General features: G+C 57.0%; 16 protein-coding genes and 1 pseudogene. 8 read left to right on the top strand and 9 right to left on the bottom strand.

What is annotated here, in order from left to right; genetic code table 11:
* The first annotated feature begins 14 nt into the window (after nt 1-14).
* Together pgeF and RSE16_06290 are read left to right on the top strand one after the other, a co-directional pair.
* Nucleotides 15-797, top strand: a complete 783-nt coding sequence (pgeF, locus tag RSE16_06295; protein ID WRH77071.1) for a peptidoglycan editing factor PgeF — start codon at nt 15-17, stop codon at nt 795-797.
* Between the two features lie 46 nt (nt 798-843).
* Nucleotides 844-2,259 carry a DASS family sodium-coupled anion symporter gene (locus RSE16_06290; protein ID WRH77070.1) on the top strand — a complete coding sequence of 472 codons (1,416 nt, stop codon included), beginning with the start codon at nt 844-846 and terminating at the stop codon, nt 2,257-2,259.
* 122 nt (nt 2,260-2,381) lie between these two features.
* Here the strand turns inward: RSE16_06290 and RSE16_06285 are convergent, their stop codons facing one another.
* Nucleotides 2,382-3,086, bottom strand: a complete 705-nt coding sequence (locus tag RSE16_06285) for an HAD-IB family hydrolase (protein WRH77069.1) — start codon at nt 3,084-3,086, stop codon at nt 2,382-2,384.
* Between the two features lie 81 nt (nt 3,087-3,167).
* On the opposite strand from RSE16_06285, the gene RSE16_06280 reads away from it, so the two are divergent.
* The 4 genes from RSE16_06280 (at nt 3,168) to RSE16_06265 (ending at nt 6,702) form a co-directional block, all read left to right on the top strand.
* Entirely contained in the window at nt 3,168-4,280 is a 1,113-nt protein-coding gene (locus tag RSE16_06280) for an MlaE family lipid ABC transporter permease subunit (protein WRH77068.1), read from the top strand.
* Complete coding sequence (locus tag RSE16_06275) at nt 4,280-5,062, top strand: ABC transporter ATP-binding protein (protein WRH77067.1); 783 nt, start codon at nt 4,280-4,282, stop codon at nt 5,060-5,062. The genes RSE16_06280 and RSE16_06275 overlap by 1 nt, the downstream gene beginning before the upstream one ends.
* Nucleotides 5,063-5,116: 54 nt before the next feature.
* Complete coding sequence (locus tag RSE16_06270; protein WRH77066.1) at nt 5,117-6,091, top strand: MlaD family protein; 975 nt, start codon at nt 5,117-5,119, stop codon at nt 6,089-6,091.
* Nucleotides 6,092-6,198: 107 nt separating this feature from the next.
* Nucleotides 6,199-6,702, top strand: coding sequence for an ABC-type transport auxiliary lipoprotein family protein (locus tag RSE16_06265; protein WRH77065.1), 504 nt, complete (start codon nt 6,199-6,201; stop codon nt 6,700-6,702).
* Here RSE16_06265 and RSE16_06260 read toward each other — a convergent pair.
* Entirely contained in the window at nt 6,695-7,771 is a 1,077-nt protein-coding gene (locus RSE16_06260) for an SAM-dependent methyltransferase (GenBank protein WRH77064.1), read from the bottom strand. The two genes, RSE16_06265 and RSE16_06260, sit on opposite strands and share 8 nt — an antisense overlap.
* On the bottom strand, nt 7,761-8,627 hold the full coding sequence (lgt, locus tag RSE16_06255) for a prolipoprotein diacylglyceryl transferase (GenBank protein WRH77310.1): 867 nt from the start codon (nt 8,625-8,627) through the stop codon (nt 7,761-7,763). Before lgt ends, RSE16_06260 begins: the two co-directional genes overlap by 11 nt.
* Before the next feature lie 78 nt (nt 8,628-8,705).
* On the opposite strand from lgt, the gene RSE16_06250 reads away from it, so the two are divergent.
* The gene (locus RSE16_06250; GenBank protein WRH77063.1) at nt 8,706-10,412 is read left to right on the top strand and encodes a class I adenylate-forming enzyme family protein; all 1,707 of its coding nucleotides are present in this window, start codon (nt 8,706-8,708) and stop codon (nt 10,410-10,412) included.
* A 39-nt stretch (nt 10,413-10,451) separates the two neighbouring features.
* Nucleotides 10,452-13,184 (top strand): [protein-PII] uridylyltransferase, encoded by a 2,733-nt coding sequence (locus tag RSE16_06245; protein WRH77062.1) that lies wholly within the window; start codon nt 10,452-10,454, stop codon nt 13,182-13,184.
* A gap of 111 nt (nt 13,185-13,295) precedes the next feature.
* Here the strand turns inward: RSE16_06245 and RSE16_06240 are convergent, their stop codons facing one another.
* The 6 genes and pseudogenes from RSE16_06240 to RSE16_06215 all read right to left on the bottom strand — a co-directional run bounded on the left by RSE16_06240 (nt 13,296) and on the right by RSE16_06215 (nt 20,831).
* Nucleotides 13,296-14,426 (bottom strand): OmpA family protein, encoded by a 1,131-nt coding sequence (locus RSE16_06240; GenBank protein ID WRH77061.1) that lies wholly within the window; start codon nt 14,424-14,426, stop codon nt 13,296-13,298.
* 179 nt (nt 14,427-14,605) lie between these two features.
* Nucleotides 14,606-15,055, bottom strand: a complete 450-nt coding sequence (locus RSE16_06235; protein WRH77060.1) for a DUF2793 domain-containing protein — start codon at nt 15,053-15,055, stop codon at nt 14,606-14,608.
* Nucleotides 15,056-15,085: 30 nt separating this feature from the next.
* Nucleotides 15,086-17,260, bottom strand: coding sequence for a phage tail protein (locus RSE16_06230; protein WRH77059.1), 2,175 nt, complete (start codon nt 17,258-17,260; stop codon nt 15,086-15,088).
* A 1-nt stretch (nt 17,261) separates the two neighbouring features.
* Nucleotides 17,262-17,681, bottom strand: coding sequence for a peptidoglycan endopeptidase (locus tag RSE16_06225; protein WRH77058.1), 420 nt, complete (start codon nt 17,679-17,681; stop codon nt 17,262-17,264).
* A complete protein-coding gene (locus tag RSE16_06220; GenBank protein WRH77057.1) occupies nt 17,681-18,502 on the bottom strand; it encodes a DUF2163 domain-containing protein in 822 nt (273 codons plus the stop codon). The genes RSE16_06225 and RSE16_06220 overlap by 1 nt, the downstream gene beginning before the upstream one ends.
* A pseudogene (locus tag RSE16_06215) lies at nt 18,502-20,831 on the bottom strand (DUF2460 domain-containing protein). The gene RSE16_06220 and the pseudogene RSE16_06215 overlap by 1 nt, the downstream one beginning before the upstream one ends.
* Nucleotide 20,832 lies beyond the last annotated feature (1 nt).

Raw genomic sequence — 20,832 nt, 5'->3', positions numbered from 1 at the left:
TGCAAAGAAGGGCTATGGCCGAAGTCAGCTTGCAACCTGAAACATTGCGCAGCGATGCTCTCGCTTCTGTTCCACATGCATTTCTAGGCAGGCGGGGCGGCGTATCAACTGGCATCTATGCAGGTCTGAATGTCGGGCTCGGTTCGGAAGACGAACGGGCAGCGGTCATAGAAAACCGTCGGCGCGCTGCCGATGCTGTTCTGCCCGGTGCGAAACTTGCGCGGGTCTATCAGATACACTCTGCAGATGTTATCATCGCAGATGCGGCAGCCTTGGGCGACGATCCACCCCGGGCCGATGCTCTCGCGACCGACCGCCCCGGCCTGTTGCTCGGTATCGTCACAGCGGATTGCGTTCCCGTGCTGTTTGCCGATAGCGAAGCGGGGGTGGTGGGCGCGGCGCACGCAGGCTGGAAGGGTGCGATCAATGGCATCACCGACAACACCATCGCCGCGATGGAAAAACTGGGCGCGCACCGCGATCGCATTGTATGTGCGATCGGTCCGTGCATCTTGCAGAAAAGCTATGAGGTGGACGAAGGTTTCTTTCGTCGCTTTGTCGAGGCGGATGAGGCCAATGAACGCTTCTTTGCAGATGGCAAAGCGCAGCATTACCAGTTCGATATCGAAGGCTATGTCGCCGCCAGGCTAGCAAGTGCCGGTATCAGACGGATCGCATGCTTGAGCGAAGACACCTATTCGCAGCCAGAGCGGTTTTACAGCTACCGCCGCAGCTGCCACAAAAATGAAGCGGGATATGGCCGTCAGATTTCGTTGATCGGATTAAAGGCCATTTGACCGTTTGGGGGTGCCATCATAATCGGCGCGCAAGGGGAGAGACTGAGTGACTGCAAAAACGGCAGGATTGTGGGGCGGCATTGCCGTCTTCATGGTGATGCTTGTCCTTGGGCCGCCCGCATCCATGGCCGTGAGCGCGTGGCATGTCGCCGCGCTGACCGTGCTGATGGCGATCTGGTGGATGACCGAAGCCTTGCCGCTAACGGCAACGGCATTGCTTCCATTTCTGGCGCTACCTTTCATGGGAATTATGAGCGCGGGGGACGTAGCCAAGGAATATTATTCACCGATCCTGTTCCTTATCCTTGGCGGAGCCTTTTTCGCGCTCGCGATTGAACGGACAGGGATGCATAGACGTGTCGCGCTTGCAATCCTGAGCTTTGCCGGGAAAAGCAGCTTCGGCCTGTTGCTCGCCTTCATGGCCGCAACGGCTTTCCTGTCGATGTGGATATCGAACACGTCAACGTCGCTGATCATGATGCCCATTGCTCTTGCCGTGATCGCGGCGGGCGGGATCACTGAAGATGATAGCGAGGGTATGGCAGGCGCGCTCGTGCTTGGCGTTGCCTTTGCCGCATCGCTCGGCGGTCTGGGCACATTGGTAGGATCGCCGACCAATGCCATTTCTGCCGGGTTGATTGAAAAACAACTGTCGCTCGAGATTAGCTTCGTCGCCTGGATGAGCTTTGGCGTGCCGATATTGCTCGTCGCGGTGCCATTGACCGCATGGATTCTCGCAAAGGTGCAACGCATCGATGCGAAACCGTTCGATCCCCAAGCCGCAAAAAGTGCGATCGGGTCTGCAGGCAATTGGAGCAAAGCCGAAAAGCGCCTTCTTCCGCTGATCCTGGTTGTCATCGCATTATGGTTGATGCAGCCGCAGTTGGAAAGCGCGCTGCCCAAAGGTTCGGTTACCGATGGCACAATCGCCATTGCCTGCGCCCTGCTGCTGTTTGTGATACCTGATGGCAGCGACCGGCCGCTGCTGAACTGGAAGGAAGCCGACAGGGCGCCCTGGGGCGTGATCATGATGTTTGGCGGCGGCCTTGCGCTTGCAGCCGGCATCGCAGAATCCGGCCTCGCTGCATGGCTGGGCGAAGCGCTCAAGCCGCTGGCAGGCGTGCACCCGCTGATCATCGCTTTCGCGATCACCGCGCTGGTCATCTTGATCACCGAATTTGCCAGCAATGTCGCTACAGCAAGCGGCGTCATGCCGGTGGTGGCAGGCCTTGTTGCCGCGACGGGTTCCGATCCTTGGCTGCTAGCGATGTGCGCGTCGATCGCTGCCAGTTGGGGATTCATGATGCCTTCGGGAACCGGGCCCAATGCCATTGCCTGGTCAACGGGGCATGTCGCATTGCCCAAAATGCTCAAATCGGGGTTCCTGATCGATCTGTTCGGCATCCCGCTAATTGTCGGTGTCGTTTGGTTAGTCGCCAGCTTCCACAGCACGGCAATCTAGTTTCAATCGAAGCAATCCATGGTGTGGACGGTTCTAGCTGGAGCCGATAATCGGGCGCGGATATCAATTGGGATCAAAGACCTGATCGCTGATTTCAAGCAAGAACTGGACAGCCTCTGATTTTAAGTTGCAGGATTGCCGTCGCGCCAGTCGAGTATCGGCCAGCCGCGTTCGCGCGCCAATTGTGCCAATGGTTGATGCGGATTGGTGGCAAAGGCCTCATCAGCAAAGTCCAGCAAAGGCGCGTCAGAGATATGATCGGAATAAGCGCGAACATGGCAATCCTCGCGGCTTAGACCTTCTTGGGCCATCCACGCCTTGACCCGGTCGAGCTTGGCATTGTCGTAACAGTTATGGCCATCGATCCGGGCAAGCACATGCCCACTATCATCGGTGGCAAGTTCGGTTGCGATTACAAAATCAAAACCCAGCCGCGCGGCGATCGCCTCGACGTAAAGACGGTAGGATGCGGTTGCAATAACATGGCGATAGCCCTCCGCCTTCTCGCCATCGATGCGCATTTTCGCCTCAGCATAAACATTGCTGCCAAGCACAATGTCTGCATGCCGTTCAAGATGTCGAGCAAATTGGGATTTGGGCACCCTGCTGCCAATCAGCAGGCGCTGAGCAAATTGTTTGAGCCTCGACCGATCCCAGACATGCAGCGCGTATAGCAGCAAGCCAAAGGGCAGGAGGGGCAAAAGAAAGAGCCGCAGGGGCGATTTGTGCCACGCCATGTGGATCAGGAAGCCGTTGTAGGTCGCGCGTCTCGTTATGGTTTTATCCATGTCGTAAATCGCAATCAGGCATTTGCGGGCGCGCGTCATCGAACCGTCCATAACGGCACACAAAAATTTGCAAAGTGTTGACGCTTGTTATGCGGGCAGGAATGAGCCAATTATCGGTATATGGAGGAATTTGCGAAGCTGATCGAAGAAACACGGCCCGACGGGACGCTGCAACTTCGCCTCGAAGGAACGCTGACAATTGCGCATATTGCCGACATCGACAATCAGTTGCGGCAGATATCTGGCCCAGTTTCGCAAATCGATATCTCTGCCGTCGAACATATCGACACGGTTGGCGCATGGCTGATCTACCGCACCGCACGCAATCATGACGGGACAATTACGGGCGCTCATAGTGATGCACATCGGCTGATCGAGGCAGTTAGCGGTAGCGATTCTGCACCCGCGCCGGCGGCATCGCAACTGCCGCCCTTCTATCGCCTATTGAACGATGTCGGCCTAGCAACTGTTGATATTTTCCGGACCTTTATCGAGTTTATCGGCTTTATCGGGCAATGCGTGAAAGCCATTTTCAACCTGATCTTGCACCCTCGCCGTTTGCGCTTTCATTCAGTGGTGCAGCATTTCGATTCGGTCGGCGTCCGCGCGCTCGGCATTGTTGGCCTTATGAGCTTTCTGATCGGAATCGTGATCGCACAACAGGGGGCCGTCCAGTTGCGGCAATTCGGCGCGGAGGTCTGGACAGTCAATCTGATCGGACGACTGACGCTGCGCGAACTGGGCGTGCTGATGACGGCGATCATGGTCGCAGGCCGTTCGGGTTCGGCATTTGCTGCCCAGATCGGGACGATGAAAATCACCGAGGAAGTCGATGCCATGCGGACAATCGGCGTAGTCCCGGTCGAAGCACTGGTCATACCGCGGATCATTGCGACGGTCATCATGATGCCGCTGCTGGGGATTTATGCATCGCTGGTCGCTATCGCTGGTGGCGGCCTGCTGTGCTGGGTGTCGCTGGATATCCCGCCTGCGACCTTCATTGAACGCATTCGCGAAGTGACACCAATCACCGATTTTTACGTCGGCATGGTCAAGGCGCCGGTGTTTGGCGCGATCATTGCGATGGCAGGATGTTTTCAGGGGATGCGCGTACACGGCAATTCAGAGGAGGTTGGTAGGAAGACAACCTCTGCGGTCGTTCAGGCAATCTTTCTTGTTATCGTCCTCGATGCCTTCTTCGCCGTATTCTTCACTGAGATTGGCTGGAATTGATGCCCGACGCCGCCCCCGTCATTTCCGTTCGCGGCCTGCGCACAGCCTTTGGCTCGCAGGTGATCCACGACAATCTCAACCTCGATGTTCGCCCGGGCGAAATACTGGGTGTTGTCGGAGGATCGGGGACAGGAAAGTCGGTTCTGATGCGCGCGATCATCGGCCTGCAAGAGCCCGAGGCTGGGGAAATTGAAGTGTTGGGCACGTCAATGCGCGGCAAGGAAGAGGATGAAGCGCTGGAGGTGCGCCGGCGCTGGGGCGTCATGTTCCAGGGAGGTGCGTTGTTTTCCACGCTCACCGTCGCGGAAAATGTGCAGGTGCCGCTGCGCGAATATTATCCAGATTTCAGCGATGCCTTGCTGGACGAGATTGCGCGGTACAAGATTTATCTCAGTGGCTTGCCGCCAGAGGCTGCGCATAAATATCCGTCCGAGCTATCGGGCGGTATGAAGAAGCGGGCAGGTTTGGCGCGGGCGCTCGCGATGGACCCCGAATTGCTGTTCCTTGATGAGCCCACCGCTGGCCTAGATCCGATCGGCGCATCTAAATTCGACGAGTTGACAAAGGAATTGCAGGAAACACTCAGCCTGACAGTGTTTCTGATCACACACGATCTTGATACGCTTTACGCCATTTGCGACCGCGTTGCCGTAATCGCCGATCAGAGGATCATCGCCATCGGCAAAATCGACGAATTGCTGGCAACCGATCACCCCTGGATTCGGGAGTATTTCTCCGGCCCGCGCGGCCGTGCGGCAAAGCTGGGGCATCAACACACATGATTGGCCGAAATAGCCAATGGACAAGCCCAGTTCAGGGAGGCCATAAGACGAGCGATGGAAACCCGTTCTAATTATGTGCTCGTGGGCGCGGTTACGCTGATCCTCCTGCTGGTTCTGGCAGGTTTTACAGTGTGGCTTTCGCGTTTCAGCGACGGAAACAAAGTCGAGTATGACGTGTTTTTCCAGCAGTCAGTCAACGGCATTGCCAAAGGATCTGCGGTCACCTTTGCCGGTGTTCCCGTAGGTGAGGTGAGGGACATCAAGCTGTGGCGGCCTGATCCGGATTTTGTCCGTGTGCGCATTTCAATCAATTCTGATACGGCCATTTTGCAGGGTACCACCGCAACAATCAGCGGCGTGGGCTTCACAGGGGTGTCCGAAATCCAGCTCGACGGGGCCGTGAAGAATGCGCCGCCGATAGGATGCCCCAAGGAAAATCCCAGAAGCGCCTGCCCAGCTGGCCGGCCCGTCATTCCGACAAAGCCTGGCCCGTTGGGCGAGTTATTGAACAATGCTCCGCTGTTGATCGAAAGGCTGTCGACACTCACGGAACGCCTCAACACTGTGCTGTCCGACAAAAATCAGCAATCGATCGAGCAGATCTTGAACAATGTCGAATCGCTATCTGGATCGCTAGCGATGCAGGCGCCAGATCTTCAGGCAGCGATTGTAGAATCGCGAGCGACCCTCGCCAAGGCGGGTCAGGCCGCTGAACAACTGAGCGCATTGTCCGCTAACGCAAACAGCCTGCTCGATAGCGAAGGTCGCCCGATGTTGACCGAATTGCGCAAGACGCTGCGCTCCGCCAATGGCAGCCTCACTGCACTGGAAACCTCACTCAACAGCGCCAGCCCTGCACTCGAAACGCTGAACGCCCAGACGCTTCCGGAAATCAACCAATTGGCGCGCGATTTGCGGCGACTCTCGACATCACTGCAGTCGGTTACCGACCGGTTGGATCAGCAAGGCGTGGGGGGATTGATTTCAACCCCGAAACTTCCGGACTATGAACCGGGGAGAAGCAAATGATGACCGGACAGACAATGGGTTTTGCGTTGATCCGAAAGGCAGTGTTGGTTGCTCCCCTTGTGCTGCTTTCGGGTTGTGTCAGCTTCGGGACTGACGCGCCGCCAACAATGCTGGTGCTGAAAGCCGATTTCGTCGTTTCCGCCGGCAACGTGAAAAGCGGCGAAGTGAAAGATGCGCTGGTCATCATGGCGCCGGAAGCGCCAAGAAAGCTTGATACCAATCGGGTTGCCGTTCAAGTCGATGTCAGCAACATCGCCTACCTGAAAGACGCAATCTGGTCTGACAAACCCACCGTTTTGATACAACAGCTCGTCACGGAAACGCTGTCCGCCCGCAGCCCTCGATTGATATTGACCGAAAACGAATCTGCAGGCCGCGCCGACAGTTCTCTGTCCGGGCAGCTTTTGGAGTTCGGAATTGATGCTGCAACGATGGAGGCAGTAGCAAGCTTCGACGCAGTTCGCTCGAGCAGAGGAACCCCGATCATCAAGCGACGTTTTGAAGTGCGCGTTCCGGTCACCAAGGTCGATGCCCGTAACGCAGGGGTTGCATTGAACCAAGCCGCAAACCAGCTTGCGCTGGAAATTGCCGACTGGGTTATCGCTAACTGACAACCTTTGACGGCGCAAAGCCCGCTGGTGGCGGGCTTTCTGCAGACGAGACGGCGAGCACCTTAAACAAACCGCCCATTTCCGATGAGTCGACAAGCCGGTGCCGCGCGGCCCGCAACTCTTCTTCCCGATCAGGAACGGATCTGGCTAATGCCGCAGTGCGCGCATCAATACCCAGTGACACCAACCACTCGCCCTGCTGTACAGGACCGCTAACACGAAGCCCGCGTATCCTAGCAATGTTGGCGAGCTCGAGAAAATTGACATGCGCGGTCAGATCATGCTCGCCCGGATTTTCGAACGGATCGGCAAATTTGTGGCTTTTGACCGCCTGAAGCGTGTCTCCCAGTCCCGGCAAACTATAGCCATAATCGACTACCAGCATGGCTCCGCCCTGTACCGCCAATCGGCCCGACAGCTCATACATGATCCCACCGGCGTCAGGGCAGGTTTCATAGATGCTCGGGCTGGAGGTATTGCGGAAATCGGGAGGCACCAAATGATCCATCGGCTGGGAACCGGGCACTGCCGCAAACCTCTCTCCCCGGTCGCGGATGACTACCCGCTCACGCCATCCGGCATGTGTGCAAACCAGTTGTTGCACCGGCAACGCATCGAAAAATTCATTGGCGACAATAAAGAGCGGGCCGTCCTCTGGAAGGTCATCGAGCGAGGGTGCAAATTCGACACCGGCTATCTTTTCGGACTGCAGCGCGCGCAGCGCAGCGCTCTGCTCGACAAAAACCGGCGAAGGCTCAAAACCGAATGTGCGCGTTGTCCGCAGGGCATCGGCCGCTAGCGTCCCTCGCCCCGGGCCAAGTTCGACATAATAGGCCCGGCCCGGCTTGCCCCAGCGCAACCAGATATCAGCAAGCCATAGTCCAACCAGTTCGCCAAACATCTGGCTGATCTCGGGCGCAGTGATGAAATCGCCTTGCGCGCCGAACACATCGCCCCGGCCATAATAAGCGGCGTTGGCGACACGCATGAATTCCTGCACACTGATCGGGCCGCCACTTTCAATCTGGCGAGCCAATTGCGCTGCCAGATGGTTGGTTTCAGACGACACTGTTCGGTCCGGCAACAGGCTCAACCCGTTGCCGCCGACCGGCAGCAGTCAACACCAGATAAAGTCCGACAATGATCATCGGCATGGTCAGGTACTGACCCATGCTAAGCCCGGTTTGTTCAACCAAATGTTGCAGATGGGCATCAGGTTCGCGGAAATACTCGATTACGAAGCGGGAGACACCGTAAATGAGCGCTGCAGACCCGAAAAGTAGGCCCGGCTTGTAACGTGCGTCAGTCTTCCAGAACATGAACCACAAAATGATCGCCATTAGCAGTCCTTCGGCACCTGCTTCATAAAGCTGGCTCGGATGGCGCGCCACATCGCCGCCATTGGGGAAGATCATCCCCCAACTGACGTCGGTAGGACGGCCCCACAATTCGCTGTTGGCGAAGTTCGCTAGGCGCACCAAGAACAGCCCGAAAGGAACGCAGCATGCGATATAATCGCACACGCGCAGGAAGGAGAGGTTGTTCGCGCGCGCCATCAACCAGATGGCAAACAGCGTACCGAGCGTACCGCCGTGCAACGACATGCCACCTTCCCATAGCTTCAACACCTCCAGCGGTGTTGCCAGCATTCCGGGCTGGTAAAAAAGCACATATCCGAGCCGCCCGCCTAAGATGATTCCGAGCGTTGCGTAGAGGATCATATCATCGGCATGCTGGCGCGACATCGGCGAACCAGGCTTGCGGATCAGCTTCAACAACAGCCAGTAACCCAGAAGGATGCCGAAGAGATACCCCAGCGAATACCATTTTATCTGGAAAAAACCGATGTCGAGCGCCACCGGGCCAATGCCCAGATCGGTATAGCGAAGATACTCGCCTGCAGACGCGGCGACAGATGCAATTATCAAGATATATCCCCTCTTGGATTTGCGTCCCTATATAGCCACATAGGCGGCATAAAAAAGAATAAAGGAGAGTCTGACATGCCCACTGCCCTAGACCAAGCCATTGATGCCACCGTAGCGCGGCTGATGGAGAATGATGGCCCCTTGTCGGTTACCCATGCCGAAAAATTCGGTCAGCAATTGCCCATGCTTGCAAAGGCCCCGGCCAATCTGCGTGACTATTTTCAAATGTTTTGCGCATTGAACGCCGACAAGGAATTTCTGGTCGATGGCGATATTCGCCTGACTTTTGCCGAAAGCCATAGCGCAGCGCGCGCGCTAGCCGGCGGCCTGGTTCAAGGCCATGGCCTGCAGGTAGGCGACAGGGTGGGCATAGCAGCCCGTAATTCAGCCAATTGGATCATCGCCTATATGGCCGTAATCATGGCCGGCGGCGTTGCGACGCTTCTCAACGGATGGTGGCAAGGTGGGGAACTGGCGGAAGGCATCCGTATGGTCGGATGCCGTTATGTGCTCACCGATGCGCAACGCGCCGCTCGTCTTGAAGGCGAGGACATTGGCGGCGCAGAACTGCTGCTGTTCGAGCATGACAAGCTGCCGCTTGAAGGGCTTTCAGTGCTGATGGAAAAAGGCGGCGATGCGAATACCGAATTGTCGGCGCTTGATCCACTCGACGCTGCGACCATCCTCTACACGTCGGGCTCTACCGGTCAGTCCAAGGGCGCATGGTCCGATCATCGTGCCGTTGTTCAAGGCGCAATGAGCTATGTGGGCCAGACGCTCGTCTTTTTTGAAATCATGACTGCGATGGGCAACGGCCCGACGATGCAGCCATCCACGCTGCTTAACGTACCACTCTTCCACGTTACTGCGGCTGTACCCGTGTTGCTGCAAAGCTTCGTTATCGGCCGCAAGCTAGTGATGATGCCCAAATGGGATGCGGAACATGCCATGCAACTCATAGAAAAGGAAAAAATCACCTATTTTGTCGGCGTGCCTTTGATGAGTATCGAAATCGCGACCCATCCGAACCGGTTGAAATATGACCTGACCTCTTGCACCGCATTTGCCGCCGGCGGCGCGCCGCGCCCCGTCGAGCATGTGAAGCGGATCAAACAAGAGATGGAGTGGAGCTTCCCGCTGCTAGGCTATGGCCTTACCGAGACGAACGGTGTGGGCTGCGGCAACTTCACCGAAAACTATCTTGCCAAGCCCGACAGCACCGGCCCGGCAACCAAACCTCTTGTCGATCTGGCAATTCTTGACGATGCCGGTAACAAGATGCCGCAGGGTGAACGAGGTGAGGTTTGCCTTCGCACCATCGCAAACTTCAATGGTTATTGGGAAAATGAGGCAGCGACTGCGGCGGCCTTTACATCCGATGGCTATTTTCGCACGGGGGACATCGGCTATCTGGACGAGGACGGCTACCTGTATATCGTCGACCGCAAGAAGGACATCATCATCCGTGGCGGCGAAAACATCAGCTGCCCTGAAGTCGAAGCAGCAGCCTATGAACATGCTGCGATTGCCGAACTCTCCGTGTTCGGCATTGCCGACGACCGTTATGGCGAGGTGCCGGGATTGGTCTATTTCACCAAAACGGGAATGGACCTTTCACCCGACGAACTGAAAGCATTTCTGCAAGCGAAACTCGCGCCGTTCAAAGTACCGGTCCATTTCTGGCGTGTACACGAACCGCTGCCGAGGCTTGGAACGCAAAAGATCGACCGCGTGACATTGCGCAGGGAATATAACGCGAAAGCGAAAGAGCTTGAATATTGAACCTTTCGCAACGGGTTGCCATCGACTAGATGGCAACCCATGAACGCTTCGGCCGGTATCAAAGTGCGTCAGCGCGACATTATCGACCGCAACTTGTTGGCCGAAACCGTTACCCATGCAATTGCTGCGGCCCCCGAAGCAGAGCGCCGCGCCCGATTTCTGGAATTGCTGCAAGATGCCCTGCGCAAGGGCCGCGCAGAAATTGGAAGGCGCTTGGTTGAAAAGCCTTCGCAGGGGCGCAGCTGCGCGCGCGATCAAGCATTTTTGATCGACCAGATCGTCCGCCTTGCCTTTGATTATGCAACGAAGATTGCATATCCTGTGGCAAATCCCTCTGCGGCGGAACGCATCGCTGTGGTGGCTGTTGGTGGTTATGGACGCGGGGAGATGGCTCCGCATAGCGACGTCGATATTGCTTTCGTGACGCCGTACAAGCGCACGCCATGGTCGGAACAGGTCGTCGAAGCCATTCTCTATCTGCTTTGGGATTTGGGCCTGAAGGTTGGCCAATCAAGCCGATCCATCGATGAGACCGTCAAAATGGCGCTCGAGGATCTCACAATCCGGACATCGCTTTTGGAGGGTCGCTTCGTGTGGGGCGACCGCGATGTATATGAGGAAGCCGCCGCGCGGTTCTGGAACGAGGTCGCCGCGAAGACGGGTGCCGACTTCGTAGCCAAGAAAATGGTCGAGCGCGACCTAAGGCACAAAAAGATGGGTGATAGCCGCTATGTCGTCGAACCCAATATCAAGGACGGAAAAGGCGGATTACGCGATCTGCATACGCTTTACTGGATTGGCAAATATGTACACCGGGTCCGTTCGCCAGCCGCATTGGTCGACGTCGGTCTGCTGACCGCGGCGGAATATCGGAAATTTGAAAAGGCGGAAAATTTCCTCTGGTCAGTTCGCTGTCAAATGCACGATATCGCCGGACGCGCCGAAGACCGGCTGACCTTTGATCTGCAGCGCGAAGTGGCGGAACGCATGCGCTTCGCGTCGCGAAAGGGCCGCTCCGCTGTTGAGCGCTTTATGCAGCTCTATTTCCTGAATGCCAAAACGGTTGGCGATCTTACCGGACTTTTCCTTGCGCATCTTGACGAGACACTCGCTCGCAAAGGTCGGCGTTTTATCCCATCTTTCTCGCGCCGGCCGCGGAAGCTAAACGGTTTCGTTCTAGAACGCGGACGTCTTGCGTTGCCGGATGACGCGTTTTTTCAAGATGACCCGGTTCGACTGATCGAGCTGTTTCATCTCGCAGATCAATATTCGTTAGAAATCCACCCGCAGGCCATGCGTATTGCCCGCCGCGATGCCCGGCTAATCGGACTCAAAGTACGCAATAGCGAACGGGCCAATCAGCTTTTTCTCGATATTCTGACGTCGCCGCGCAACCCTGAAGCTGTCCTGCGGTGGATGAACGAAGCCACGGTATTTGGCGCCTTTGTCCCCGATTTCGGTAGGGTCGTGGCGCAGATGCAATTCGACATGTATCATCACTATACGGTGGATGAACATTCGATCCGCGCCATCGGCTTACTCGCGGAAATAGAGCGCGGTGACCATAAAGCCGATCACCCGCTGTCGACGGCCATATTCAAACAGATTGTCAGCAGACGGGTCCTATATGCAGCAGTGCTTCTCCACGACATCGCAAAGGGGCGCGGCGGCGATCACAGTATTCTGGGCGCGGATATCGCGCGACAGCTTTGTCCGCGGTTCGGCCTGACATCTGCGGAAACCGATACTGTCGCTTGGCTGGTGCGCCATCATCTGCTGATGTCTGCCACGGCATTCAAGCGCGACCTTTCTGACTTTAAGACCATATTGGATTTCGCGCAGACGGTCACATCGGCTGAGCGGCTTCGACTGCTGCTCGTATTGACCGTAGTCGATATCCGCGCCGTAGGTCCAGGCGTCTGGAACAGCTGGAAACGGCAGCTGCTGTCCGACCTATTCGAGGCAACCGAGGAAGTCCTCCGTCTTGGACACAAGCAGCGCGGCCGGGAAGAGCGGATCAATGCGAAGAAAGCTGCTCTCCGATCTGCCTTGCAGCTCTCTGATGAACGGTTCAACAAGTTGGCGCGCAGAATGCCAGAGGCGTATTGGATTGCTGAACCGGATGATATCATCGAGCGCAATATGCGGTTGCTGCTCTCCAATGACAGCGAACAGCTGGCGATTGATGCCTGCTATTACCCTGAGCGCGGCGCAACCCTGATAACGGTGCTAGCTGCAGACCATCCAGGCCTCTTCTACCGAATTGCGGGAGCGATTCATCTGGCAGGGGGCAGCATTATTGACGCGCGTATTCATACAAGTACCGATGGCCTCGCGGTCGATAACTTCCTTGTTCAGGATCCCTTGGGGCGGCCATTCCAAGAGGCAAGCCAGATTGAGAGGCTGCGCCATTCAATCGGCGACGCACTGGCCAACAAGGATAAACTAACGCCCCGTCTTATGGCGAAGCCTATAGCGTTGCGGCGTGCGGAGGCGTTTGAGATCGCCCCGTCAGTGCTGATCGATAATCGCGCATCGAACCGTTTTACGGTGATCGAAGTGTCGGCGGGCGACCGGCCGGCACTGCTCAACAATCTCGCGCTCGCACTTTTCCAGTCAAAGGTGACGCTGCACAGCGCCCATATTGCGACTTATGGCGAACGTGCGGTGGATACATTTTATATGACTGACCTTTTCGGCGGTAAGATCGAAAACAAGGCTCGGCTGAAGACATTGGAAAACAAGCTTCTGGATGCAGCCACGGGAAAATAAACTGGCAGACCATTGCGCGCAGACGGACCATAACAGCGGCATCGCTTCATCTGCAGATAAAAAAAGGGCCGGCAAAGCCGGCCCCTTCCTTATTCACTCAAGGTGAAGTGATTACATTCCCGAACCCGGGCCGTAGGTCACTTCAACGCGGCGGTTCTGCGCTTCGCGGACACCGTCAGCGGTATCAACAAGCGGCTTCGACTCGCCGAATGCTTCGGTTGCGATTACGCCACCGGGGACACCCTTCGATTCAAGATAGGCGCGAACCGTTGCGTTGCGGCGCTGCGACAGGCCGACATTGTAACGATCCGAACCCGACTTGTCGGCGTGACCGGCAAGCATGACGCGAGCGTTGCCGCAATTGGCATATTGTGCAACCGCGTTATCGAGGGTCGAAGCTGCGTCGGGACGCAGATTGGACTTATCCCAATCGAAGAACACGATGTACGGGCCAGTCTGGCAAACCGGCGGACGCGGCGGCGGCGGCGGCGGCGGGGGTGGCGGCGGCGGCGGCGGCGGAGCTACAACCGGCGGCGGCGGCGGCGGAGCGGGCTCCGGCTCAGGTGCGCCACCAAAGTTGTAGACCAAGCTACCCATCAGCGAGTGCGAACGGAACTTCGTGCTGACATCGCGGCCAAGGCGATCGACAAGATCAACGCCAGCAGCATTGAAGAAGCGATACTTCAGACCCACGTCCCAGCTGTCGCTGAGCGGAGCACGAACGCCGGCAAGAGCCTGCCATGCAAAACCCGTATCCGAATCATCGAGCCATGCCGGAGCAGCAAAAACTTGATTGACGTCAACGCGGGCAACGCCTGCGCCACCGCCAACAAAGCCCTGCAGGCCATCATCGTCGCCGAAATCGAGCACGCCGTTGACCATGAAGCTCAGTGCATTGGCATCACCGCCGGTATCATAGACACCGCCACGAGCAAGTGCAGCGCCGGCACCGCTCGGAATTGCCGAGAGCGCGCTGGCGAAGCTCTTGAGATCGGTTTCGCGATAGCCAACTTCAGCTTCAAGACGGAAACCGCCAAAGTCATAGCCGACAACGCCACCAAAGTCATAACCGGTATCGGCGTTTCCGGTTGCATCGATCGGCGCAGCGCCGATGTTATAATCGAGGTCTTCAACAAGCATCGCACCGCCGTCGACTCCGACATACCATTGGCCATCACGGGCCATTGACGGTGTTGCCAGAGCGGTGGAAGCGAGTGCCAAGCCTATGGCTAACTTACGCATCAACTTTCCCCTTCTTCTTTCTTAGGAATGAAAATCGGTGAATAGTTCCTACCGATTCTATTGGCAGCATGCAAGCTAACTTTGGGGCTAAACTGTTGCTAAAATGTCGCCTTTCAAAAGATTCAGTCTGCTGCAACTGCTTGATTTTACCTCGTCCGGATAGGCATAGCGCCATGTCTTCATGTCGTGCGCAATATCCCCGCATCGCTCAGCCTCGAGATCAATTCGCTCATGGCAGCCCGACATTCCGCGTCTACGACCGCGCCACCGGAAGGCGATGCTACAGTAGCGAAAGACACCCAACCTTGACCGGTATAATTGATCATGTACCCCCCTGGCCGATGCCAGACGCGCATTCCAAGTATAGGGCCAGTAAATCGCCAGGAACCACCCGTCCAATAGGCCAGATGGTCTTCTTTCCCGGCAAAACTATCCGAAGACGCATTGCCGACAAGCCAGCATTTGCCGGCATCGTTTATGGACAATGCAGGCGGAGCTGTCGCCACCCCCTCGACCAGCGGATGCAAGAGCGCATCCACAAGAACAAGTGCCTCATTATGCGTGATTTCCTTATGGGCCTGCGCAACTACAAGTTGCGGCAGCGCAAATCGATGCGTTTCCAATTCCATGATACTCCCGATCGAAAAAATGGCTCAGCGTCACAGGATTAATGTAAAGACATACGGCAGCGATCGGCCGAAATCTCCAAGCTGACGAAGGGCAATGTCCAGTTGGTCCCCAGGCCCGACCGGCCAGGCCGATAATGTGGCGGCGTCGATTTCCAGAGCTTCTTCTGTTGTTGTTGCGTTCAATAAAGTCTCGCTATCGCTAGATACCATGACCTCGAAGACAAGGCCGGATTCCGCCACTGGCATATCAACCCAGTCGAGCCAGCCTGGATCATGCCGTGCGCGCCAAATCCAATTGATCACGAGTGATCCATCGGACCGACTTTGGGCGCGACCATGCACCGGTGCGCAAGGCAAAACCGCCATGCCATCAACCTGCCGGGATGCTGTTACTGCCATATCATCGCCCATAGCTGTAGCAGCGATTTCAATAACATTTCCGATTGTAAGCGCCCGAAGGTCGGGAAAAGCGAGATTGTCGCGGTCGACAAAAACCGCCGCGCTTCCCGCCGGATGTGCCGTCGCAACGCCTATTTTCGCGCAATCGCGCAGCAGCATCCGCACTGCATAGACGTCACCGCCCTGCGGTTCGATCGAGCCAACACGCATCAACTCGTCACCAATCATCACATAGGGCGCATCGGGATGCAGCGGAGTTCCGGCGTTGAATTCTGGCGGCGCAGCATTGGTATCAACCCTTATGCGCATCGTGCTCGCACGGTCGATCAACTGCGCGGGATGCGCGCCTATGGGCAGGAGTAGCTCTCCGATCGCTGCGGGCCGGACTACCGACCCCGCGTCGAGATAGGAATCGTCGATACGTTGCGAAATCGCTGCCCGTCGCCATCCAGCCTCAGTTCCGCCCGCCGCAACGGCGAGGATAGGGGCCGTTGCCGCTGTTGAACCCACCGACGGCAGTTCGATCAGCTTCAAAACTGTCTGCCCTGGCAAGAGGTCTGGCGGTGGCTGGTGCCTTCCGGGATCGACCGGCTGGGCCTGTGTTAAACGGGGGAAGGCCCAACGGGGGCAGTCCACGATTGCATAGCCTGCATGATGTTCAATGGCGCTAATACGAATGCTGGTCGATCCGACAGCTTGGCCGATCGATAGGGTCTTCGGCCCGATAGCCAGCGCAATATGCCGGCGATCCCGGCCCGCATGACGCCGGGCTTGCAGGTTTCGGACAATCTGCCGAGCATCACTTGCCCGCAAAACGGCAGGTAAATCCAATTGATCTTCGGCAATGCCCTTTGGTGACCAACCGCCGCTTTGCACCCCGGCCTGATAGTCGCGATCCTGATCGTAATAGCGCAAGGACAATGCAGATGGATGACCCCGCGCACCTGCGCGACTGTCAGTGAAATTCCTTTCGGATTCCTCACCTTGAACCAACACCTCCCGGGTATCACCGTCAAAAATAATCTCGGGGTCAGGCGTAAACAGTTCGAGATTTTCGCCGTCGGGTCTTACCTGCGCTGCACTGGTTTCAATCAAGGTGGAAAGCGCCGTCCGGATATTGCTGCCCTGAAGGGCATATCCCGTGACCGCGTCTTCCGCCGTCCCCGACAGTGCCCCTTCACTGGCCGTTGCGCAGATATCGGCCAGCAGTACCGATCCATCACGTTCGAATAACTCAAACGTCATTGACGGAATTCGATTGCCGAAATCGGCCAGTTGCAGATTTTCAAAAACCGCATAGCAAATATCACGATAAGCAGGGCTTTGCCCGCCGCCTTCAGCCGAAGCGATTAATGGATCTGGGACTTGATCCGCATACCCTGAATGGAAACGGAATCCCGTTTCAACCTTGAAATCACCCGCATCGCCGCGCAGCAGATTACCTTCCGCCCAAATGCGCCCCAAGCGGGCAACGGGGCGGCTGGAAAGTGCGATCGCAAGACTGACCGAATAGCTGTAATTTACACTCGACGGCCTGCTCTTGCCGCCAGAAGTTGTGGTCCGTTTTTCGATTAGGTCTGTCGACCATATAACCGTTCCGGCAACACGCATTGCGCCGAAAATGGCTGGCAATTGCGTGCCATAGCTTGAGGTTTGGACAGCAAGCTCCTTGATACGCGGCCCTTCACTTCGCCTCGTTGCGCCAAAAAATACGGAATCTGCTCGCTGTCCAATCAGGCTGCCCACGAGACCGCCGACAGGCCCGGCAATCGCGCTGCCAATTGCGGTAAAAACCAAGGTTGCCATATCAAATCCTACCTAGTCGCCAAAGAGATCGCAGCTGCCAAGGCAAACGTCCGGGACGCAAGACGACGCGGCGGAGCGCAGCGTCAGCGTGAACCCATCCGCCGAGAGCGGCGATCATGAAGTGAAGCTGCGACGGCGACGGCGACACTAAAGCGAGGTCGCCGGGTAGACGCTCGTCAGGGCAATCCAACTCGACAAGAGCCGTCCCTGCCAGGCTCTGACGAACGGTTTCAAGTTGCTCTCCCCTGAGGTGATAGGGCCGCATGACCATGCGGTCAGGCAGCAACGGCCCCAACGCGATCAATGCAAGGCCGACGCAATCAAGCCCAACCTTGCTCGTCTGACCAAAAAGGCGAAACGGTGTACCAAGCTCAGCTAGGGCACGGTTCGCAATCGCGCGCCGCGCGTCATCGATTTCCATCAAAAACCAGGAAAGCGCGTAAGCAAGTCATTGCCCGGCAAATACGGTTCCCCACGAAAATTGACGGCATTGCCAAAACGTTCCGCGCAGGTGGAAAAACGTTTGTCGCAACCCTCATAAAGTTCGATCACAGCACCCGGCTCCGCAATTTCAGGGGGTGGTCTGTCAAGAATCAACGCAGTAGCCGTCGTGCCCAGAATGGAATGACGAAACCCGCAATTGGCGCCGCTTTGCCATCGCATTTCACCTTGGTCGAACTTTGCCAGATCGGCAGAAGCAAGCCCGTTGATCACGATTTCGACATCTTCAATTGCCGATAGCAAGGCGCGATGTCGGAAGCGCTGGCCATTCAGGCCGCATTTCGCATCGCAAAAATGCGCCCGGCATGTCGGGGAGGTAAATGGTGCAACAGGCGTGAGAAGCCGCGACGCTGGCCCGTCGACCTCGACTGAAAATCCGCTTGCATCAAACTCCACCGATCCCAGCCAGCCGGTTGCAAGCGGCCTGCGCCCCGCATTCACATGCGCCCAGTCGAAAAGGAAGATTTCCAGCATGGCGCCATCCCATTTGCCGGCCCTCAGATCGTCGGCACGAATGGCATCCGAACTTAGCGCCCCTTTGAGATCAAGCCCACCATCTTCGAGCCCCGATCTTTCAGTAATGGAAGTTGGAACAAGCCCGGGGCTTGCGCGATATCGCAGCCCGTCCAGCATCACATCTTGGTCATGGGAGGTGAAACCGATCGTGACACCGTCACTTCGCTCGAGCCGCCAGCCAAATGCCGAACTGGTAACCGGCCCCTCCAGCCATTGGTCCGCCATCAGCCTTCCTTAACCTCAACCAGCATCACCGATGGCATGGCTCCAGCACCGAAGGTTGCGCGGTTCACCTCAATACGGTCATCGACGAAGCGTACCGGAACATCGAAGCGGAAACCTGCAGTAATAACAGCGCCGGTTGCAGGCGGATCAGCAAAGATAATCTCACCCTGGTCGCCGAGCGACCAGTTGGTCGAGGGTAAGCCATTAATTGCCACACTGATCGAACCGGGCCTTGGCCGCGTGATATGCCGCACCTGCTGATCTGGGCCGACACCATAAGATTTTACCAGTGAAAAGCGGGTGCGGATGCCATCTCCGATCGCCAATGGCTGGTCGAGCGGCGTCGGCTGACCGAGCATCCCGTTCGAGCTGTCGTCAAACGGGTCAGAAAAACGAAATGCAATCGCGCTGCCGCGGCGCGCGCGGAAGAATTGGATCAATTCTGCAAGTTCGTCCTCGGATCGCACGCCCGGGGCAACATCGTATGACATGCGCGCATCCGACCAGTCGCTGTTGCGGCGCTCATGCCCTGATTTGGTTGTCACGATCTGAGTCGAAAATTCTGCGATAGCCTCTGCCTCACGACCGATTTCGACCGGAAACAAAATATCCTCAAATGCCTGCACATCGTCCTCGCTTTCTTGGCCGATCCGGAAATGCGTGAAGCCGTCGCGTGCGATTTGCGGTAGCGCCCAGATATAGGTCTGCGCCGTACCGCGCCTGGCTGCGCCGGCGGCGGCGAATTCAATGTCGCGCCATTGAGCCCGATCCTGCGGCCTCAACACAAAGCCGGAAAAATAATGCTGCTCCTCTATCGGATAGCCAAGCCGCACGGTCGCAAGCGCGACACCCCTTTCGGTCGCGCCATGATTTCCGGCGATGACCCAGTCATAATCTTCAAGCTGCAACACGTCGAAAGCAGGCGCGGCCCAGCCGATCGGCACATTGGCGCGTTGCGCATCTGGCGCGAGGGGATCGAGCACTGTCGGTAAATAGACCAGTACATAGCTGGTGAAGGGCACAGATCCCGCTTCGTCCCTCACCGCCGCGACCAGCCCTGCTGTTGACGTGGCAAGCATTTCCCCTGCCTTATCCAGCATGGCCTGCTGTGCGGCCGACTTTGTCCCGCGAATATCGCTGATCGGTACGGAAAGCGGCCCGAAGGCGGCGGTTGCGGCGGCATCATAGAGGCAGATCCGATGATCGGTCGTGATCCACCACCATGGTTCGCCGACCTGGAACTTTACCGGCAAGCCTGCCAGTTTCTGAATATAACCAAAGGCGCGACCTATCGCCTGCAAATATTCCATCGCGCCAGCATGAGCGGGCGAAAGCAAGGTCGAAGGCGGCGACCAGCCCGTCAGCGCCGGATCGCCATTTGCAGCGCGCTGCTTCCAATCGTTCCAGCAATGGGCATCGAACAATTCGTAGCTGAGCGAGAATATCAGATCATAGCCATAGGATTTTGCGCGGTTCGCAAAATCAATATGCCAGTTGCGGCAAGGAGTGTTTAGCGCCCCGCCGGCGAGGCTCACATAATGCCCCTCACCCAGCGGCTCGAGCCGGAAATAATGGCTCATTCCGACATAATGGTTGATCGTGTCCCGATATCCGAGCGCCTCTATCTGCCGCAGCAGACGTTCCGGCGTCTGGTTGTAAGCATCGTCATATCCCGTCGCCATTTTCAGATCATGCTCGGGCAAAACGACATCGCCGGTATCGAGCATCACCCCTGCACCGTCACAGCGGATCTGGTCCAGCTCAACCCAGCCTTCGGCGCCAGCCGGAAAAACCGATCCCTCCGAAGAATAGCTGGGCGGCACCATCGAAATGAACATGCGATCAATATCGCCGGCAAACACCGGTTGCGCTTCATCCGGCAACAAGAAGCCGCCCTCAAGCGCGCTAAAATTCAGGTTGATTTCTGCATTCTCGGGCGTGCCCTGTGCATAATTCCACAAGCGGACGTACCAGCTCTTGGGCTCACCTGCAGCAGTGCGACCTTCGATCGTCAGAGTTGGCCCGTTAACAGCGTCAAGTGGCATCACCCCGCCAGAACGCCAGCGAAAGCGGAGTGTCAGCCGGCGATAATCACGCCTGTTTTATAAGCGAGTAGGGGATGATCCCAGCGATCCTCACTGTCCCAGATCAGACCAGCCAGATCGTCGCTACGATAGAAAACGGTGTCAACGCGCAGCGATTCCGGGCCGGTCGTCACCACCGATGCCATCATCGGGCGAGGAAAATTCAGCGTCCAGAAACGCGGATCAAACCGCATCACCGGTCGGCTCGCTTGGCTCCGCCTTTTGTTGCACAACCAATAAGCCATG

The organism is Sphingobium sp. (assembly GCA_035196065.1).
Taxonomy (GTDB): Bacteria; Pseudomonadota; Alphaproteobacteria; order Sphingomonadales; family Sphingomonadaceae; genus Sphingorhabdus_B; species Sphingorhabdus_B rara.
This window is presented reverse-complemented; position numbering and strand designations above follow the sequence as displayed.

What these genes read in the sequence shown, in the direction of transcription:
- pgeF (WRH77071.1), top strand. Translation starts at nt 15, where the DNA reads ATGGCCGAAGTCAGCTTGCAACCTGAAACATTGCGCAGCGATGCTCTC.
- RSE16_06285 (WRH77069.1), bottom strand. Translation starts at nt 3,086, where the DNA reads ATGACGCGCGCCCGCAAATGCCTGATTGCGATTTACGACATGGATAAA.
- RSE16_06280 (WRH77068.1), top strand. Translation starts at nt 3,168, where the DNA reads ATGGAGGAATTTGCGAAGCTGATCGAAGAAACACGGCCCGACGGGACG.
- RSE16_06275 (WRH77067.1), top strand. Translation starts at nt 4,280, where the DNA reads ATGCCCGACGCCGCCCCCGTCATTTCCGTTCGCGGCCTGCGCACAGCC.
- RSE16_06270 (WRH77066.1), top strand. Translation starts at nt 5,117, where the DNA reads ATGGAAACCCGTTCTAATTATGTGCTCGTGGGCGCGGTTACGCTGATC.
- RSE16_06265 (WRH77065.1), top strand. Translation starts at nt 6,199, where the DNA reads ATGCTGGTGCTGAAAGCCGATTTCGTCGTTTCCGCCGGCAACGTGAAA.
- RSE16_06250 (WRH77063.1), top strand. Translation starts at nt 8,706, where the DNA reads ATGCCCACTGCCCTAGACCAAGCCATTGATGCCACCGTAGCGCGGCTG.
- RSE16_06245 (WRH77062.1), top strand. Translation starts at nt 10,452, where the DNA reads ATGAACGCTTCGGCCGGTATCAAAGTGCGTCAGCGCGACATTATCGAC.
- RSE16_06240 (WRH77061.1), bottom strand. Translation starts at nt 14,426, where the DNA reads ATGCGTAAGTTAGCCATAGGCTTGGCACTCGCTTCCACCGCTCTGGCA.
- RSE16_06235 (WRH77060.1), bottom strand. Translation starts at nt 15,055, where the DNA reads ATGGAATTGGAAACGCATCGATTTGCGCTGCCGCAACTTGTAGTTGCG.
- RSE16_06230 (WRH77059.1), bottom strand. Translation starts at nt 17,260, where the DNA reads ATGGCAACCTTGGTTTTTACCGCAATTGGCAGCGCGATTGCCGGGCCT.
- RSE16_06225 (WRH77058.1), bottom strand. Translation starts at nt 17,681, where the DNA reads ATGGAAATCGATGACGCGCGGCGCGCGATTGCGAACCGTGCCCTAGCT.
- RSE16_06220 (WRH77057.1), bottom strand. Translation starts at nt 18,502, where the DNA reads ATGGCGGACCAATGGCTGGAGGGGCCGGTTACCAGTTCGGCATTTGGC.